Source organism: Nonomuraea sp. NPDC050547 (assembly GCF_044457345.1).
In the GTDB taxonomy this organism is placed as follows: domain Bacteria; phylum Actinomycetota; class Actinomycetes; order Streptosporangiales; family Streptosporangiaceae; genus Nonomuraea.
The window spans coordinates 434,466-452,814 of record NZ_JBITGW010000004.1 but is presented as its reverse complement, the minus strand read 5'-3'; the positions used below and the strand labels follow the sequence as shown (position 1 = coordinate 452,814).

Here is an 18,349-nt window from a genome sequence, read left to right as displayed (position 1 = left end):
CGGATCGCCCGCTCTGCCCTGGTCGCTCGGATCGCTCCGGGTGCGGCGCTCCGCCACGAGATGGCGCTCTGGTGGGGTGTGGGGTGGTGGGTGTCATGCGGTCAGCCGGTGACCTTCATGTCGAAAACGTGCAGACCGGCATCCGCGAGCGGGCTCCCCTCGGGCAGCGTGACCGAGGCGACCGTCTTGCCCGGGTCCAAGGGGACCGAGTACCCGAAGACCGTGACGCCCGATTCGCGGGTCTGTCCGGTGGCCGGGTTCTTGTGGCTGGTCTGGGTGATGTTGTGATAGTCCGTACGAGCGACCACGACGCCACCGGCAGGCGCCCCGGCATCCCAGAAGTCCCCGAACCGCACGGTCTTCGCCTCGGCACTGCCATCGGTGTAGGTAACGGTGAATTCGCCCTCCCGCACCTTGAACACCCCGGTCCCCAGCACCACGAGGTTCGCCCCCTTCCCGGACATCCGGATGGTCTGACCGGCCGCCTTCACGTTGTCGGCCCAGCCGTACGGGCGTGGATGCCACACGAACGACGCGCCGAGCACGCTCACCGGCCGCCCGGGAACGAGCCCGGCCTTCTCCAGCCCCTGCCCCGAATAGCTGCGTCCGCTGGTGGACAACCCGCCGGTGTTCGGGTTGAGGTCGGAGCTGACGCCGACGTTGTTGTAGGCGTCCTCGATCCTCCGGTACGGCTCCGCCACCACAGGAGCCCCCGAGTAGGCGCCCCTGCTGAGCGTCGTCAACGGGTTGCCGAAATAGTCACGGGCGCCCAGCCCGTCCACGGCCGCCCCGGTGCCCAGGGCGGGCGATCCGGCGAGCAGCTTGTAGCCGTCCACGTCACCGGCGCCGGTGGCGGTGCCGGGTGCGGCCAGACCGGGGTCGGCGGTGATGCCGCGGGCGTCACCGGCGGGCGGGGTGATGCCGCCGTGGTAGACGTTGGCGTCGTAGGAGATGCCGGTACCGGTCGGGAAGGCGCCGTGGGCGGCGTAGAAGATGTTGTTGACGAGGCGCGTGTCCTGGTTGAGCCGCATGTCTACCTTCTGGCTGGAGCAGAAGAAGGTGTTGTTGTAGACGCGGAAGGGCGCGTTGTCGGTGTTGGCGATACGGCAGTCGTCCTGGGCGATGTTGAAGCGCAGGACGGCGGTCGCCTTGTAGTTGGGGAACTCGGTGCAGCCCTGGCAGCCGAGGAAGAAGCCTCCGGCGTTGTCGTGCGAGTAGTTGTACTGGTAGAGACAGGTGCCCTTGATGCCGCCGTCGCAGTCCCAGGCGGTGGAGTCGTAGATGGTGGGCCGCTGGCGGGTCACCTCGTTGTACTGAAATATCGGGTCCACCGAGTTGATCGGCCACATGCCCGCGAAATTTCCGTCGACGTACGGGTATTTCCCGGCCCCGCCCTCGTCGAACAAGTTGTGCTCCACCAGCGGCCGGTCCGAGGCGTGCACCACGATGCCGTCGCCGCCGACCGCCCTGATCGTGTTGCGGGCGATGAGCACGTTGCGGTGGTAGTCGTTGCCCTTCCGGCTGATCTTGATCCCGCCACCGCCGGTGTCGTGGATGTGGTTGCCGGTGATCGTGATGCCGTCGATCGGGCCCGGCACTCCGTCGGGCAGCGCCTGGATGCTGATGCCCGCGGAGTAGGCGAACCAGGAGGCGTTCGCGCCGGTCTTGTCGCCCCACCCGGCGACGTCGGAGATCTCCAGGTCGCGCAGCACCAGCCCGGCCTTGGGCGCGGCCGTCGTGGAGTTGTACTGCACGCCGGTCCGCTTGCCCGTCGTCCGCGCCGGGTTGGTGATATGCAGCTTCTCGATGGTGACGTGGCTGTTGTCGACCAGGTGAACGGCCCACTCACCGCCGTCGCCCTGGATGATCGGCTTAGGGCCGGTGCCGTAGGAGGTGAAGGTGACGGGGCGGCCCGCCGTACCGGATCCGAGTGGTTCGAGGCGGCCGGTGCAGACGGTGCCCGCGCGGAACCTGACCGTGTCCTTCGCGCGGAACGCGATCGCGTTGACCTGCGCCAGCACGGTGAGTGGTCCGGCGGCGTCACGGCCGGAACCGCCGGGGGCGGCCTGGCAGTCGACGAAGAAGTTACGCGCGGCGGCGGCCTGGGCCGGGGCGGCGGTCAGCCCGGCGCAGGCCGCGACGAGCGCGGCCAGGAGCGCCAGGCGGGGGGTTAAGCGCATCGGTTTGCTCTCCAGAAGGTCGGATTCAGCGAGAAGGTGGGGATCAGGCGGAAGGTCGGGATCAGGCGGAGCGGGACAGGCTCGCGGGCTCCACTCCGTGCGCGAAGGGCAGGCCGCGGGCGTAGCGGACCAGCTCGTCCACGGCGAGATCGGCCATGCGGGCCAGCTCGCCGCCGAGCGAACCGGCGATGTGCGGGGTGACCAGCACGTTCGGCAGGTCGTAGAGGACGGAGCCGGACGGCAGGATCTCCGGGGCGGTGTGGTCGAGTACGGCGTGAAGGCGGCCCGAGGCCAGCTCGGCGGTGAGCGCGTCCTGGTCGACCAGGGCCGCGCGGGCGGTGTTGATCAGCGTGGCGCCGTCGCGCATGGCCGCGAGCCGGTCCTTGCCGATCATGTGGCGGGTCTCCGGCAGGTCCGGGGCGTGGACGCTGACGACGTCGCTCCGGGTGACCAGCTCGTCGAGGCTCACCCGCTCGGCGCCCAGGTCCTCGCGCAGGTACGGGTCGCTGACCAGAACGTCCAGGTCGAACGGTTTCAGCAGTTCGATCACCCGCCGCCCGATCCTGGAGGCGCCCACGACGCCGACCGTGCGGCGGTAGTTGCCGAAGCCGGGATAGCGGGCGTCCCAGTCGCCGTCGGCCCGGTTCGCGCGGTAGTCGCGGGCGATGTCGAACACCCGCTTGTTCGCGAACAGGATCGCGGCCAGCGTGAACTCCGCCACCGGCTCCGCGTTGGCGGCCGCGGCGGTGGAGACCTTGATGCCGCGCTGCCAGCAGGCCTCGCTCACGTGGTGCTTGACCGACCCCGCCGCGTGCACGATCGCGCGCAGCCGGGGCGCCCTGGCCAGCACCTCGGCGGTGACCATCGGACAGCCCCACGAGGTGTAGAGCACCTCCACCTCGGCCAGGTCGGCGTCGGCGAAGTCGGTCACCACCAGATCCGGGTCCACATCGGCGACCAGCGCCAGGCGGCTTCTGACCGGTTCGCGCAGCAGCCGCCGCGCGACCTGCGCGCCCATGGCGACCAGCGTCCTGGGCCTCTTCATGACATCCCCCGAGAAATCGCTCACTTGACGCTGCCCGCCGTCATTCCGGCCTTCCAGAACCGCTGCAGCGACATGAACACGACCAGCAGCGGCACCACCGACAGCAGCGAGCCCGTGATCACCAGCGTGTGGAACTCGGGGAAGGCGTTGCCCTGCTTCTCCCACGTGAACAGTCCCAGGCTGAGCGGGTAGAGATGCTGGTCGTTGAGCATGACCAGCGGCAGGAAGAAGTTGTTCCAGATCGCCGTGAACTGGAACAGGAAGATCGTCACGAACGCGGGCAGCAGCATCGGCAGCGCCACCTTCACGAACGCCCGCACCTCCCCCGCACCGTCCGAACGCGCCGCTTCAAGCACTTCATTGGGTACGTAACCGGCCGACAGCACGCGGGACAGGTAGACCCCGAACGGATGCACCAGCGCCGGGACGAACACCGCCCAGAACGTGTTGACCACACCCACCTTCGAGGCCAGCAGATACAGCGGCAGCGCCGTCGCCGTGGTCGGTACCAGCACGCCGAGCAGCACCAGACCGAACATCTTCTCCTTGCCGAACCAGGCGTACTTGTCGAAGGCGAAGCCGCACATCACCGAGATCAGCGCGCTCACCGCCGCTCCGGCCCCCGCGTACAGGACGCTGTTGAGGTACCAGCGGAAGAAGATGCCGCCGTTCTCGCTGCTCACGGCCCGGATGTTGTCGATCAGGCTGAAGTCGGCGAAGGCGAAGCCCGGCGTGCCGTACAGGTCGTCGAGTGTCTTCGTCGAGGCGAACAGCAGCCACGTCAGCGGCAGCAGCGTGTAGAGAGCGGCGATCACCAGGAAGAGGTTGACCGTCGCCCGGGACATCCACTTCATCGGCGGTTGCTCCACTTGGTGACGACGTACGACATCACGGCGGCCAGCAGCGCCAGCAGGATCGAGGCGGCGCCCGCCTGGCCGTAGTCGTTGTTGCCGAACGCCTCGTTGTAGGCGTACATGTTCGGGGTCCAGGTGCTGACGACGCCGTCGCTGGAGTTGTCGAACACCATGGGCTCGGTGAACAACTGCAGCGAGCCGATGATCGTGAACAGCAGCGTCGTGACGACCGCGCCGCGAATGAGCGGCAGCTTCACGCGGAAGGCGGTCCGCAACCGGCCCGCGCCGTCCATCCGCGCCGCCTCCAGCACTTCGGCCGGAATGGCCTGCAGCGCCGCGAAGTAGATGATCATGTTGTAGCCGATCCACTCCCAGAGCGCGACGTTGACGATGGACCCGAGCACAGCCCCGCCACCGAGAAAGTCGACCCCGCCCAGAAGATCCACGATCGGGCTGATCCCCGGCAGGTAGAGATAGAGCCAGATCAGCCCCGCGATGACGCCCGGGACGACATGTGGCATGAACAACGCCAGCTGAAAGAACCTCCGCAGCCGCGCCAGCCCCGAATCGAGCAGCAACGCCAGCCCGAGCGCCCCGCCGATCATCAGCGGGATGTAGAGCAGGCAGTACCCGGCGATCACCAGGAACCCGTCGGTGAAGGCCTTGTCCTTGAGCGTGTCCAGGTAGTTCCCCAGCCCGACGAAGACCGTCTCGGTCCCACCGAACCCGAGCCCCGAGGACTTCTCACTGAACAGGCTCAGGTAGACCGCGTAGGCCAGCGGCGCCACGATCACCGCGGCGAAGAGCACGAAGAACGGCCCCACGAAGAGCACAACCGCTCCCCGCCGCCGCGCCGCCTCACTGCGCATGCTGCTCCTTTGTCATCGACCATTTCCAATACGCCGCGAACCTCTTCGGGGTGGCCCGCGAACCCTTCCGGGGCGAGCCGCGACCCCTTTCGGGGTGGATCCCGGGGTTGGCCGCGGACCCTTCCGGGGTAGGTCGCGGACCCTTCCGGGGTAGGTCGCGGACCCTTCCGGCACGGCGTGATCCTTTGGTCCGGCGCGATCCCTTGGCCCGGCGCGGATCCCTCCGATGCGGCGGGATCTTTCCGTCACGGCGCGGATCCCTCCGCTACGGTGCGGACACTTTCGTCACGGCTCTCTCGACGGCGCCTTTCCGGCACGGCGGGATCTTTCCGGTAGGGCGGGGCGCGCCGTACCGGTGTCACTGCTGGGCGGCGACGTTCAGCCCGCGGGCCTTGATCTCGTTGACCGTCGCGGTCTGCACGGTGTCCAGGACCGACGGGATCGTGGTCTCACCGGTGCTCACCTTGCCGAGCGAGTCCTTGAAGGCGGTGAGGGTCTGCACCATGCTCGGCCCCCACGTCCAGCCCGGCTGAATCGTCTTGTACGACTCCGAGAACAGCGCGTAGATGTCCTGACCGCCGTAGAACGAGGCGTCGAAGCTCTTGGCCGCGACCGGCACCAGGTCGGCGATGGCAGGGAAGCCACTGGAGGTCCCGGAGGCCAGGCGGGCCGTCCAAGCCTGCTCAGAGCCGGTCAGCCACTTAATGACCTCGATCGCTTGCTTACTGTTCTTACTGTTCTTGGAGACACCGAAAGTCGTGCCACCGAGCATGCCACTGGACGGGGTCCCCCAGTGCGGCACCGGCGCGATCGCCCACTTGCCGGACTGGCCCGCGTGGCCGCTCTTCATGACGCCCGCGCCCCAGTTGGCGCCGACGTAGCCCCAGAGGGTGTCGTCCTCGAAGGCGGCGTTCCACGGCTGCGAGAACGAGGCCTGCACGTGCACGAGGTCGTCCTTGACCAGGTCCTGCCAGTAGCCGGCGACCTTCTTCGTGGCCTCGTCCGCGATCGACACCTTCCAGGCGTCACTCTCGGTCCCGAACCACTTACCCCCCGCCTGCCACGCCAGCGCGGCCAGCACACTGGGATCATCGGGGAAGAACGTGGCGATCCGCGCCTTGCCGTCCGCCTTCTTCACCTTGACCGCGGCAGCCTTGAACTCATCCCAGGTCGCGGGCACTTCGATCTTGTTCTTCTCGAACAGATCCTTGCGATAGAAGAACACCTGCGGAGCCGCGTCCATAGGCACCCCCCAGGTCTTCCCGCCCAGCTCGACCAGGCTGAAGACCGAGCCCGGATACTTCCCCTTGACGTCAGCGGTAACGGCGGTGATGTCCTGCAACGCGCCCTGATTAACAAAGTCGGGCAGCTGGGGATACTCGATCGACATGACATCAGGCGCGTTGCCGGCCTTGACGGCGTTGGCGAACTTCGCATAGCCACCGGCGTTGCCGGAGGGAATCTCCTCGAACTTGATCTGAACGTCCTTGTGCGACTTGTTGAAGGCGTCCACGACCTGCTGAGTGCCCTTGGCCCACCCCCAGAACGTGACGGTAACCGGCTGCCCACCCGCCCCGGTACCGGCGGCCTCCTGCCCCCCACCGCCGCAGGCCGCGAGCATGGTGATCCCGGCCAGCAGCCCAGCAAGACCGGCGGCGGCGCGTTTACGCTCCATCGATGCTCCTTCTCCGCAGTCGATCGAAATACGATCGTTCTGGAGCATCATTCGCTCACAACCGAACACATGTCTACTATTCGATCATCACAACTCCATCTCGAAACCCCACCCCCAGGGCTACGCCCCCACCGCGCAGTCCCGACAGCCATGCGGGCTAAAGGGGCTCAACACCACGACAACGGTTGGGGACACGCAAGCCCGGACACGCAGGCCGGCACGCCCAGGCCGGCACGCGCAGGCCGGCACGCCCAGGCCGGCACGCGCAGGCCGGCACGCGCAGGCCGGCACGCGCAGGCCGGGACGCGCAGGCCGGGACGCGCAGGCCGGGACGCGCAGGCCGGGACGCGCAGGCCGGGACGCGCAGGCCGGGACGCGCAGGCCGGGACGCGGTCGGTGGCGGGCCACCTGCGCTTTTCGGCGCCGGGCGGTGGGAGGGTGGTCGGTGGCGTTCGGCGCCGTTGTACGGCGCGGACGTGGGGCACGGCGGCTGGGCAAGAGCGGAGTTGTTACGGCGAGCGACCCCGTGAGCCCTCACGACCAGCGCTCGACTGGCGGCGGCCCACGACGGCGGGGCGGGCAGAGTGGCCTGCCGTAACGGAAAGCGCGCAACACGAAGGCGAGCGCAACACGAAGGCGAGCGCAGCACGAAGGCGGGCGAGTCACGCACGGGAGGGGCACCACGAAGGCGGGCGAGTCACACACGGGAGGGGCACCACGAGCGGCGTGGGGCGAGCGGCGCGAGGAGGGCAGGGCAGCGGACACAGTGCTGCAGGTGGGAAGCAAGAGGAGCGAGAAAGAGCGAAAAGCGAAAGAGAAAGAACAGAGCGATCAGATTGGGCGGGTGGAGGCGCGGGGGCGGAGTTCGGGGAGGAGGGCGATGTGTTGGCGGGGGGTGTGGGGGCCGGTGGTCAGGCGGCGGATCAGGAGGTCTACGGCGTGGGCGCCCACCGCGCTTTTCGGGGGGGCTACGGCGGTCAGCGGCGGGTCGCTCAGGGCGGCCACCTCGTCGTCGTAGGCGACGATGGAGACCTCGTCCGGGATCGTGACGCCCGCTGAGCGCAGGTGCTGGACCAGGAGCAACGCGTCCTCGTCGTTGTGGACGAGCAGCGCCGTCACTCCCTCGGCGCGGACCGCGCGCACGACGTCACCCACCTGGTGGTGGGACGGGCCCTCCTGGTCTATGCCGAGGTCGGCGTAGCCGGACAGGTCGAGGTCGCGCAGTGCCGCTTCGAAGCCCTGGCGTACGCGCGGGGCCGTGGGACTTTCGCGGGTGACCATGGCGACGCGTCGGTGGCCCAGGTCGGCGAGGTGGCGGACGCCGAGGAAGGCGCCGTGGGCGTGGTGGGAGGCGACGGCGTCCAGCAGGGAGGCGGGGCCGCCCAGTCCCGCCCGGCGCTCCACCAGGACCGTGGGCACCTTCAGGCCGGCGAGCCAGTCTCCGTGGGACTCGTCGGGCTGGCGGGTCGTGGTGAGCAGCAGGCCCTCCACTCCGCCTCCGGCGACGAGCTGGGCGACCTGGAGGCGTTCCTCGGCCTCGTCGTAGCGGGAGACGCCGAGCACCAGCCTCGCCCCGAGTTTGGCGGCCTGTTCGCGGGCGCCTTTGATGACGGCCGGGTAGTAGTAGGTGGCCGATGGCACGAGCATGCCGATGGTCAGGCCGGTGTCGCCGGTGCCGGGCGCCGTGGGGGTGTCGGCGGCGGCGGGTGAGCCCGGCAGGTCGGTGCGGACCCTGGTCACGCCGCCGTGCACACGCTTGAGCAACCCCTGCCCGGCCAGGTGTTCCACGTCTCTGCGCAGGGTGACCATGGAGACGCCGACGCGCTCGACCAGGTCGGTGAGCCGCACGGATCCGCGCTCGCTCACCTCGCGCAGGATGAGTTCATGGCGTTGCTCGACGAACACGGTGGCCCCTTCGACTCGGTCGTTGCTGATCCTAGCGTGCGGATATGAACGTATGCTTTCGTTCGATCACAGTCGGAGATCCCTTGGAGTGGTGCATGTTTCCCCTTCCGCCGGAGGACCGTTCGCTCAGCCCGCTCACGGGGTGGACCCGTGCCCACTGGGAGGCGGTGGCCGACGGGCTGCTGGGCGCGGTGGAACCGTACCGCTCCGTGGACGGTGCTGTGATCACTTTGCCCGGCCGGGAGAGCTCGTCGCGATGCGATGGCCTGGAGGGGTACGCGAGGACGTTCCTGCTCGCCGCCTTCCGGGTGGCCGGTGGGGGGCCGGTCGAGCTGCTCGAACCTTACGGGCGCGGGCTGCGGGCCGGGCCGGAGGTCTGGGAGCCTGTCGGGGACCGTACTCAGCCCATGGTCGAGGCGGCGTCGATCGCCATCGGGCTGTGGCTCACCCGCGAGCGGCTCTGGGACCACCTGCCCGGCGACGTCCAGGATCGCGTGGCCGGGTACCTGGCCGGAGCGCTCCGGCATGATCCGGTGGACAACAACTGGTGGCTGTTTCCCGTCATGGTGGGCGGTTTCCTGGCGTCCGCCGGGTTCCACGCCGAGGAGGCAGAGGCGGCAGTGCGGCGCGGCCTGGAGCGCATCGAGCCCTGGTACACCGGCGACGGCTGGTACTCCGACGGCGCCAACCGCTCCTTCGACCACTACAACGGCTGGGCGATGCACCTGTATCCGGTCCTGCTCGCGCTGCTGTCCAAAACCCCCGTCGGGAAGTACGGCGGGCGGCTCAAGGAGTTCCTGACCGGTTATGCGCGGATGTTCGACAACGAAGGCGGCATGCTCTATCACGGCCGATCGCTCACCTATCGCTTCGCTTCGGCCGCCTCGCTCTTCGCCGGTGCGCTGGCCGAGTCCACCCCGCTGACACCCGGCCAGACCAGAGGCATCGCCTCGGCCACGCTCCGCCGTTTCCTGGAGCACGACGCCCTGTCACCGGAGGGCATTCTCACGCTCGGCTGGCACGGGCCGCACGAACCGTCGCTGCAGGGGTACTCGGGGTTCGCCTCGCCGTACTGGGCGGCGAAGGCGTTCGCCGGCCTCCTCCTGCCCGCCGGCCACCCCGTCTGGACGGCCACCGAGGAGCCGGGGCCGCGGGGAGTTCAGGCGCTGGCCGGTCCCGGCCTCATCGTCCACAACACCGGCGGCCTCGCCCGAGTCGTCAACCACGGCAGCCAGCACCACCCCGGTGACCCGCTCTACGACCGCTACGCCTACTCCACCCGCACCGGCCCCACCACCGCCACCGACATCCCGGACAACCACGCGGGCTCAGGTCCCCGCGGGCGCATCGTCCCTCGGGGCGCCGGTGCGCTGGGCGACGGCGCTTGGGCGGCCTCGTTCGGCGAGGGAAGCGGGGTGGCCAGTGTGAGCGTGGTGCGCGGGGAGGTGGAGGTGCGGCTGCACTATGGCGAGGTGGGCAGGGAGACGGGCTGGGCACTGGCCCACGCCACGCCAGGCGACCGCACGGTGGGGACGGGCGAAACCGCGGCAACAGGCACGGACGCAGCAGGCGAAACCGCCATGGCGGGCGCGGACGCTGCGGGCGAAGCCGCCGCAAAAGTCACAGACGTAGCAGGCGAAACCATCGCAAAGGCCACGAACGGAGCGGGCGACACCGCCATGACGGGCGCGAACAAGACGGCTGGCTCCGTCACAACGGTCGCGGATGGGGTGGGCGGCTACGCCGTTCAGGCCACGGACACAGCGGGCGGAGCGGGTGGCTCCGGCGGACGGGCCGCGGGTGGGGCCGTTGTGTGGGCGGTGGACGGGCTGGGGTCCTGGCTGGTTCCGTTGGCGGGGGCGGTGACGCCTTCGGTGCTGGAGGCGCCCGAGGGCACGGCGTTCGGCAGGCCCGCCCTGGTCCCGGCGCTCACCGGCACCGACGCCGCCGGCTGGCGAGTGAGCGCCGCCGTCCTGGCCCACGAACTGCCCGAACTCCCCTCGGCCGAGGTGAACGGGCTGGAGGTCACGCTCACCTGGCCGGACGGGGTCGTCCACGTGATCACCCCGGAAGGGCCCACGCCTCCTGCGATCACGCCGGAAGGTCGCTAGGCCACCGGCGTCGCTCCGGAAGGACGACGGCAGTCCGCGCCGGAAAGACCGCAGCGCCCCGAGACGCGGTCACGCCGGAACGCCCACGGCCCTCTCCGCGGCCATGATCGCGTTGCGGAACAGCATCGCCACCGTCGTCGGCCCCACGCCGCCCACCCGAGGCGTGATCGCCCCCGCCACCGCCTCGACCGATTCGTCCACGTCGGGCAGCAACCGCCGCCCCTCATACCGAACGCCCCCGCCGACGACGACGGCCCCGGGCTTCACGTGCTCGGGCTGGATGATCCCCGGCACCCCGGCCGCGGCGATGAGGATGTCGGCCCGCCGCGTGTAGCGGGCCCAGTCGGATACGCCGGTGTGGACCACGGTCACCGCGGCGTTGGCCGTGGGCCGCTTCTGGCTGAGCAGCGTGGCCAGCGGCCGGCCGAGGGTGGCGCCACGGCCGAGGATCACGACCTCCCGCCCCGCCACCGGAATCTCGTAGAAGGCGAGCAGCGCCTCGATTCCGGCAGGCGTGCAGGGCAGCGGTCCGGGCATGCCGAGGGACAGCCTGCCCATGTTGAGCGGGTGCATGCCGTCCACGTCCTTGTCGGGGTCCATGGACTGCAGCGCCGCGTCGTAGTCGAGGTGACCGGGCACCGGGTACTGCACCAGCAGCCCGTGCACCGCCGGGTCGTCGTTGTAGGCGGCGATGGCGGCGTGGAGGTCGGCCTGGGTGGCGTCGGACGGCAGGTGGGTGTGCGGTGAGTCGAAGCCGAGCTCCGCCGCCTGCCGCTGCTTGATCCTGATGTATCCGGCACTGGCGTCGTCGTCACCGACCAGGATCGTGGCCAGCGACGGTGTCACACCCTTGGCAGTCAGTACGGCGGCGCGCGCGGCGACGTCCTCCAGGACACTCTGCGCCACCGGACCGCCGGGAAGCATGCGGGTCATGGCTCTCCTCGCAACGTGGTCGCCCAGGCGGTCGGCTTCCACGACGAGCTCCCCGATGGTCGATTCCATCCTTTGTGCCGCCAGTCGCGCTCCTCCTAGGATGCCAGAAGCCTCAGGACAGGAAGCCGCGCAGGAGCGCCGCGGTGCCCTCCAGATGCTCGGACACGGCACGCCGCGCCGCCTCCGGATCTCCGGACAGGATCGCCGCCACAATGGCCTCGTGCTGGGTGGCCGCGTGATCGATGTTGACCTGGAGCATCGGGATGGCGTTGAGCAGGTCGCTGACGCGCAACCGGGCGTCGGCGCAGGTGGCGGCCAGCAGCGGGGAGCCGGTCAGCTCGGCGATCGCCAGGTGGAAGGCGGTGTCGAGGCGGCGGTACTCCCCTGGCTGGGCGGCGTTGAGATCGTCCAGGCGGGCGCGCAGGATCCGGCGGCGGTCCTCGTCGAGCGAGGTCGTGGCCAGCACCTGCGCGGCGCCGCACTCCACGGCCATGCGGAAGGTGAGGGCGTCGGAGAGATCGTCGTTGCCCATGTCGGCGACGACCTTGCGCAGGGCTCCGGTGCCGGGCTGTGGCGGGACATAGGTGACGAAGGCACCGCCGTAACGGCCGCGCCGTACATCGAGAAAGCCGGAGTCCTGCAGGGCGCGGATGGCCTCGCGCAGCGTCACCCTGCTGATGCCGAGCTGGACGGCGAGCTCGCGTTCGGGCGGGAGCTTCTCGCCGGGCGCGACGACGCCCAGCTTGATGGCCTGGAGCAACCGCTCCACGGTCTCCTCGAACGCGTTGCCCGCGCGCACGGGGCGCAGCACCGTCAACGGGTTCACGCTTCGCTCCCCCCAACGCCACAGGGCCTTGACAATCGATCCCGCCATGGACCTCAATGGTCTAACACTAGCCCAATCAACGGGAAACCGCCGTGGCCAGATCGGAGCATCCTCACGTGAGCACCGGATTGTTGTCCGTTTCCGACCTGCGGGACGAAGTTGCTGCTGGGCGCATAGACACCGTATTGCTCGCCGTCGCCGACATGCAGGGCAGATTGCAGGGAAAGCGCCTGTCGGCGCGATTCTTCCTGGAGGAGGTGCTGCGGCACGGCTCCGAGGGCTGCAACTACCTGCTCGCGGTGGACGTGGACATGAACACCGTCGAGGGCTACGCGATGTCGTCGTGGGAACGCGGGTATGGCGACTTCGTCATGAAACCGGACCTCTCGACGCTCAGACGGATCCCCTGGCAGGAGGGCACCGCCCTGCTCATGGCCGATCTGACCTGGGAGGACGACACCGACGTGACCGCCTCCCCCCGGCAGATCCTGCGCAGGCAGCTGGCCCGCCTGGACGAGCGCGCCCTGCGGGCGTTCGTCGGCACCGAGCTGGAGTTCTGCGTCTACGAGGACTCCTATGAGCAGGCGTGGAAGCGCGGATACCGCGACATGTCCCCCGCGAACCTCTACAACGTCGACTACTCCCTGCTCGGCACCGCCCGCATCGAGCCGCTCCTGCGCCGGATCCGGCGTGAGATGGAGGGCGCCGGACTGTATGTGGAGTCGGCCAAGGGCGAGTGCAACCTCGGCCAGCACGAGATCGCCTTCCGCTACGACGAGGCGCTGAAGACCTGCGACAACCACTCGATCTACAAGACCGGCTCCAAGGAGATCGCCGCCCAGGAGGGCCGCTCGATCACCTTCATGGCCAAGCCGAACCAGCGCGAGGGCAACTCCTGCCACATCCACATCAGCCTGCGCGGCACCGCCGACGAGCCGGTGATGGCCGGAGACGGACCCCACGGCATGTCCGAGCTCGGCGCCCGCTTCATCGCCGGCCAGCTCGCCTTCATGCGCGAGCTCACGCTCTTCTACGCGCCGAACATCAACTCCTACAAACGGTACGTGCCCGGCAGCTTCGCCCCGACCGCCGTCAAGTGGGGCGTGGACAACCGCACCTGCTCGCTGCGCCTGGTCGGCCACGGCCACTCGCTGCGCGTGGAGAACCGGGTGCCCGGCGGCGACGTCAACCCCTACCTGGCCGTCTCCGCGCTGATCGCGGCCGGTCTGCACGGCATCGACCACGAGCTCGAACTCGAGGACGCCTTCACCGGCAACGCCTACACCTCCGGCGCCGAGACCGTCCCGCACACGTTGCGCGACGCGCTCGCCCTGTTCGAGGGCTCGAAACTGGCCAGGGAGTCCTTCGGCGAGGACGTCGTGGCCCACTACGCCAACAACGCGCGCGTCGAACTGGCCGCCTTCGACGCGGCGGTCACCGACTGGGAAATGTTCCGCGGCTTCGAACGTCTGTAAGGGACCAGCATGAAGATCATCAATCCGGCCACCGAAGCCGTGGTGGCCGAGGTCGACCTCGCCGACACGGCCGAGGCCGACCGGGCGGTGGAGCGTGCCAAGCGGGCGTACGCGAGCTGGCGCGGGGTGGCGCCGGGGGACCGGGCCAGGCTGTTGCGCCGGTTCGCCGACCTGGTGGACCGTCACGGCGAGGAGCTGGCCCAGCTGGAGGTCGCCAACGCCGGCCACACGATCGGCAACGCCCGCTGGGAGGCCGGCAACGTCCGCGACGTGCTGCACTTCTACGCCGGCGCCCCGGAACGCCACCACGGCCTGCAGATCCCCGTGCCCGGCGGCGTGGACGTCACCTTCCACGAGCCGCTGGGCGTCGTGGGCGTGATCGTGCCGTGGAACTTCCCCATGGTCGTCATGACCTGGGGCGTCGCGCCCGCGCTCGCGGCCGGGAACACCGTGATCGTGAAGCCGGCCGAGTGGACGCCGATGACCGCGCTGCGGCTGGCCGAGCTGGCCCTGGAGGCGGGCCTGCCGGAGGGTGTGCTGCAGGTGCTGCCCGGGGCCGGGGAGGTCGCCGGCGCCCGGCTGGTCGAGCATCCGGACGTCGCCAAAATCGTTTTTACCGGCTCGACCGAGGTGGGCAAGGAGATCGCCGCCAAGGCGGCGGGCCAGGTGAAGCGGCTGACGCTGGAGCTGGGCGGCAAGTCCGCAAATATCGTCTTCCAGGACTCTGATCTCGAAAAAGCGGCGAAAACCGCGCCGTATGCCGTCTTCGATAACTCCGGGCAGGACTGCTGCGCCCGATCGCGCATCCTGGTCGAGCACACCGTGTACGAGGAGTTCCTGGAGAGGCTGGGCGCCGCCGTACTGGAGGTCAAGGTCGGCGACCCCCTCGACGAGAGCACCGAGATGGGCCCGCTGATCAGCGCCGAGCACCTGGAGCGGGTACGCGGGTTCGTCGCCGAGCCGCACCTGCAGGGCGCCTGCCCGGACGGGCCCGGCTACTGGTTCCCGCCCACCGTGCTCACCTCGCGGGTCACCGACCGCGCGTTCACCGAGGAGATCTTCGGGCCCGTGGTGTCGGTGGTGGCCTTCCGGGACGAGGCGGACGCCGTACGTATCGCCAATGACACCCCCTACGGCCTGAGCGGGTCCATCTGGACCCGCGACGTCGGCCGCGCGCTGCGGGTGGCGCGCGCGGTCGAGGCGGGCAACCTGTCGGTCAACTCGCACTCGTCGGTGCGCTACTGGACCCCGTTCGGCGGCTTCAAGCAGTCGGGTCTGGGCCGCGAACTCGGCCCCGACGCCCTCAGCGCCTTCACCGAGACCAAAAACGTTTTCATCTCCTGGGAGTCATAGACATGCAGCGTTTGCAGGACCGCGTCGCCGTCATCACCGGTGCGGGCAGCGGGATCGGGCTGGCCACGGCGCGCAGGTTCGCCGAGGAGGGCGCCCGGGTGGTCTGCGTCGACATCGACGAGGAGGCCGGCAAGAAGGCCGCGGAGGAAGTCGGCGGGATCTTCGTCAAGGCCGACGTGACCAGCGACGACGACGTCGCCCGCATGTACCGGATCGCCTTCGACACCTACGGCGGCGTCGACATCGCCTTCAACAACGCCGGCATCTCCCCGCCGGACGACGACTCCATCCTGGAGACCGGCATCGACGCCTGGCGGCGCGTGCAGGAGGTCAACCTCACCAGCGTGTACCTCTGCTGCAAGCACGTCATCCCCTACATGCAGCGGCAGGGCAAGGGCTCCATCGTCAACACCGCCTCGTTCGTGGCCGTGATGGGCTCGGCGACCTCGCAGATCTCCTACACCGCCTCCAAGGGCGGCGTGCTGGCGATGTCGCGCGAACTCGGGGTGCAGTTCGCCCGCGAGGGCATCCGCGTCAACGCCCTGTGCCCCGGGCCGGTCAACACCCCGCTGCTGCAGGAACTGTTCGCGAAGGACCCCGAGCGCGCCCAGCGCCGCCTGGTCCACATCCCGGTCGGCCGCTTCGCCGAGGCCACCGAGATCGCCGCCGCGGTCGCCTTCCTGGCCAGCGACGACGCCAGCTTCATCACGGGCTCCGAGTTCCTCGTCGACGGCGGCATCTCCGGCGCGTACGTCACCCCGTTCTGATCCCTTCGCAGGCCTCTGATGTCTTACGTGCCCTCTGACGTCTTACGGCCCTCTGATGTCCTACGGCCCTCGGATGTCCTACGGGCCTCGATCTCTCAAGGGCCTTTGATCCGTTACGGCAAGCCACCGCCCCCGCCACCCGCCGCACAGGGCGGGCGGCACTCCAGGGCCACGGCAAGCGGCCGCGCGGGGCGGGCCGCCGCGACGACCCACGCAGACCCGCTCCCACGGCCGGCCGACCACCCGCGCGCCACGCCTCGGCCCCTTCCGGAGCCAGGTGCTCGCGTGGGCAGGCGGATGGATGAGGATGGAGGTATGAGCATGCGGCCCGTCATCGGGATCACCTGTTACGTGGAGCCCGCGCGGTTCACCGTGTGGGAGATGGACACGGCGCTGCTGCCGTACATGTACGTGGAGCAGGTGGCGGCGGCGGGCGGTCAGCCTGTCATCCTGCCCCCGGCCGGCGACCCCGCCGAGCTCGTCACCCGCCTGGACGGCCTCATCGTGGCCGGAGGCGGCGACATCGACCCCGCCCGGTACGACGAGCCCGCCCACGACCGCGTCGGCTACATCCGGAAATTTCGTGACGAAGCGGAGTTCGCCCTGATGTCCGCGGCCCTGGAGGCCGGGCTGCCCTTCCTGGGCATCTGCCGGGGGCTCCAGGTTCTCAACGTCAGTCTCGGAGGTTCCCTCCACCAGCACCTGCCCGACGTGACCGACCACGAGGGCCACTCCCCCGCGCCGGGCACGTTCGGGCACCTGCCCGTCAGCACCGAACCCGGCACCCGCCTGGCCAAGATCCTCGGCCAGGACCCGCTCAACGTCCCCCACTACCACCACCAGGCCGTCAACCGCCTGGGCACCGGCCTGACCGTGAGCGCCCGCGCGGAAGACGGCACCGTCGAGGCGATCGAACTCGACGCCCACCCCTTCGCCGTGGCCGTCCAATGGCACCCCGAGGCCGGCAACGACCCCGCCCTCTTCCACGCCCTGACCACCGCCGCTACCCACCCCACCCCCTGACCCACACACCCACCCACAGACCACCCGGCCCCCCGGCACCGCCCTCGCGCGCGCCTCCGGCCCCCGGCAAGCGTCCGGCGCGCGACCCCGCCTCGGGCCGCCGCGGCCGCGTACCCCAGACGCCTTCACCCGCCCCTGTCCGGCCCGAAGCGGGCGGCTGTCAAGGTGACGGTCACGATCCCCCGCAAAAGCCGCGATCGACCCCAATCCGATAGACCACGAGGTAGAACGCCCCACGGCCGGGTCATGTCGGGCCCGTGAACGCCAGGTCAGCAGCGAATTCTGAATTGGGTCTTACTGGAAAGCTTCTTTACTTTTACTCTCAGAGTGTGGAGCTCGAGGTCCGGCATCTCAGAGTCGTATGTGCGATCGCGGACACCGGGAGCATCTCCAAGGCGGCGACGTCGCTCGGGATGTCCCAGCCCGCGCTCGCAGCGCAGCTGCGCCGCATCGAGCGGCAGTTCGGCGGCCCGCTGTTCGAGCGGGGCCGCGAAGGGACGACGCCCACTCCCTTAGGCCGCTGGCTGCTGTTGAGGTCGCGTTCCGTCTTACCCGCCTTCGACGATCTAGCGCGTGACGCCCGGCGCCACGCGCGGGACGAGCGCGACACCATCCGCGTCGGCTGTGCCCTCACCCGGCTGGCCATCTACGCGGCCAAGGCGTTACGCCGCCTGTTACCCGAGGCCGAGATCAGCCTTCGTACCGAAGAGACGACCGAGGTCCTGCCCGGACTGCTGGAGTCGGAACGCATCGAGCTGGCCACCCTGGACGACTATCCCGGCCACGAACTGCAACCGCCCCAGGGCGCCGTCTACGCCGAGATCGCGATCGAGCCGGTCTTCGTGGGGTTGACGGCCAGTCACCCTCTGGCGGCACACGACGAGATCGATCTGGCGGATCTCGCCAAGGAGCAGTGGGCGCAGCACGCGCTGCTGGAGTCGGGGCCGCGCGAGCATTTCTGGACCGCGTGCGCCGATCACGGGTTCTCGCCGATGGTCGGGTTCAAGGTGGACCTCAGCGTCGCGCTGGACCTGATCGCGGAGGGCCGCTGCGTCGGATTGTTCCAGGCCACGAGCCCTGCGCGGGACGGCATCGTGATCCGGCCGCTGGTCGGGTCACCGATGAAGATGCGTCACCTGATCGGCTGGACCGAGCACGGAGCGCTGGCTCCGCACGCCAAGGACCTCGTCCAGGCGGTCACCAAGACCTATTGGTCGGAGGCCATGCGCAACCCCACATACAACGCGTGGCTGCGGCGACATGGCGCCCATAGTGTGACGTTATGACAAATTGTGGGGTTACGGTCCGTGAGCCCCCGATGTCAGCTTGGGGT

General features: G+C 69.5%; 14 protein-coding genes and 1 riboswitch. Of the genes, 6 read left to right on the top strand and 8 right to left on the bottom strand.

The window, feature by feature from the left end; all coding sequences use genetic code 11:
- Positions 1–101: 101 nt before the first annotated feature.
- The 6 genes from ACIBHY_RS12845 to ACIBHY_RS12820 form a co-directional block, all read right to left on the bottom strand.
- Positions 102–2,180 (bottom strand): right-handed parallel beta-helix repeat-containing protein, encoded by a 2,079-nt coding sequence (locus tag ACIBHY_RS12845; protein ID WP_397306735.1) that lies wholly within the window; start codon positions 2,178–2,180, stop codon positions 102–104.
- A 61-nt stretch (positions 2,181–2,241) separates the two neighbouring features.
- Positions 2,242–3,225: a hydroxyacid dehydrogenase gene (locus ACIBHY_RS12840; RefSeq protein WP_397306734.1), complete on the bottom strand. Its 984-nt coding sequence runs from the start codon at positions 3,223–3,225 to the stop codon at positions 2,242–2,244.
- A 20-nt stretch (positions 3,226–3,245) separates the two neighbouring features.
- Positions 3,246–4,079 (bottom strand): carbohydrate ABC transporter permease, encoded by an 834-nt coding sequence (locus ACIBHY_RS12835; RefSeq protein WP_397306733.1) that lies wholly within the window; start codon positions 4,077–4,079, stop codon positions 3,246–3,248.
- Complete coding sequence (locus tag ACIBHY_RS12830) at positions 4,076–4,948, bottom strand: carbohydrate ABC transporter permease (protein ID WP_397306732.1); 873 nt, start codon at positions 4,946–4,948, stop codon at positions 4,076–4,078. The genes ACIBHY_RS12835 and ACIBHY_RS12830 overlap by 4 nt, the downstream gene beginning before the upstream one ends.
- A gap of 358 nt (positions 4,949–5,306) precedes the next feature.
- Entirely contained in the window at positions 5,307–6,623 is a 1,317-nt protein-coding gene (locus ACIBHY_RS12825) for an ABC transporter substrate-binding protein (protein WP_397306731.1), read from the bottom strand.
- A gap of 831 nt (positions 6,624–7,454) precedes the next feature.
- Positions 7,455–8,528 (bottom strand): substrate-binding domain-containing protein, encoded by a 1,074-nt coding sequence (locus ACIBHY_RS12820; protein WP_397253416.1) that lies wholly within the window; start codon positions 8,526–8,528, stop codon positions 7,455–7,457.
- Positions 8,529–8,623: 95 nt separating this feature from the next.
- On the opposite strand from ACIBHY_RS12820, the gene ACIBHY_RS12815 reads away from it, so the two are divergent.
- Positions 8,624–10,639: a DUF2264 domain-containing protein gene (locus ACIBHY_RS12815; RefSeq protein ID WP_397306730.1), complete on the top strand. Its 2,016-nt coding sequence runs from the start codon at positions 8,624–8,626 to the stop codon at positions 10,637–10,639.
- A gap of 69 nt (positions 10,640–10,708) precedes the next feature.
- Here the strand turns inward: ACIBHY_RS12815 and ACIBHY_RS12810 are convergent, their stop codons facing one another.
- Positions 10,709–11,572, bottom strand: a complete 864-nt coding sequence (locus ACIBHY_RS12810) for a bifunctional 5,10-methylenetetrahydrofolate dehydrogenase/5,10-methenyltetrahydrofolate cyclohydrolase (RefSeq protein ID WP_397253412.1) — start codon at positions 11,570–11,572, stop codon at positions 10,709–10,711.
- 14 nt (positions 11,573–11,586) lie between these two features.
- A riboswitch (ZMP/ZTP riboswitch) is annotated at positions 11,587–11,670 on the bottom strand.
- A 14-nt stretch (positions 11,671–11,684) separates the two neighbouring features.
- Complete coding sequence (locus ACIBHY_RS12805; RefSeq protein WP_397253737.1) at positions 11,685–12,389, bottom strand: FadR/GntR family transcriptional regulator; 705 nt, start codon at positions 12,387–12,389, stop codon at positions 11,685–11,687.
- 212 nt (positions 12,390–12,601) lie between these two features.
- Between ACIBHY_RS12805 and ACIBHY_RS12800 the strand changes: the two genes are divergently transcribed.
- The 5 genes from ACIBHY_RS12800 to ACIBHY_RS12780 all read left to right on the top strand — a co-directional run bounded on the left by ACIBHY_RS12800 (position 12,602) and on the right by ACIBHY_RS12780 (position 18,302).
- The gene (locus tag ACIBHY_RS12800; RefSeq protein WP_397306729.1) at positions 12,602–13,873 is read left to right on the top strand and encodes a glutamine synthetase family protein; all 1,272 of its coding nucleotides are present in this window, start codon (positions 12,602–12,604) and stop codon (positions 13,871–13,873) included.
- Between the two features lie 9 nt (positions 13,874–13,882).
- Positions 13,883–15,226: an aldehyde dehydrogenase family protein gene (locus ACIBHY_RS12795; RefSeq protein WP_397306728.1), complete on the top strand. Its 1,344-nt coding sequence runs from the start codon at positions 13,883–13,885 to the stop codon at positions 15,224–15,226.
- A 2-nt stretch (positions 15,227–15,228) separates the two neighbouring features.
- Positions 15,229–15,993 (top strand): 3-oxoacyl-ACP reductase, encoded by a 765-nt coding sequence (locus tag ACIBHY_RS12790; RefSeq protein ID WP_397253406.1) that lies wholly within the window; start codon positions 15,229–15,231, stop codon positions 15,991–15,993.
- 315 nt (positions 15,994–16,308) lie between these two features.
- Positions 16,309–17,016, top strand: a complete 708-nt coding sequence (locus ACIBHY_RS12785; RefSeq protein WP_397306727.1) for a gamma-glutamyl-gamma-aminobutyrate hydrolase family protein — start codon at positions 16,309–16,311, stop codon at positions 17,014–17,016.
- Between the two features lie 329 nt (positions 17,017–17,345).
- A complete protein-coding gene (locus ACIBHY_RS12780) occupies positions 17,346–18,302 on the top strand; it encodes a LysR family transcriptional regulator (protein WP_379609224.1) in 957 nt (318 codons plus the stop codon).
- The last annotated feature ends 47 nt before the right edge of the window (positions 18,303–18,349 follow it).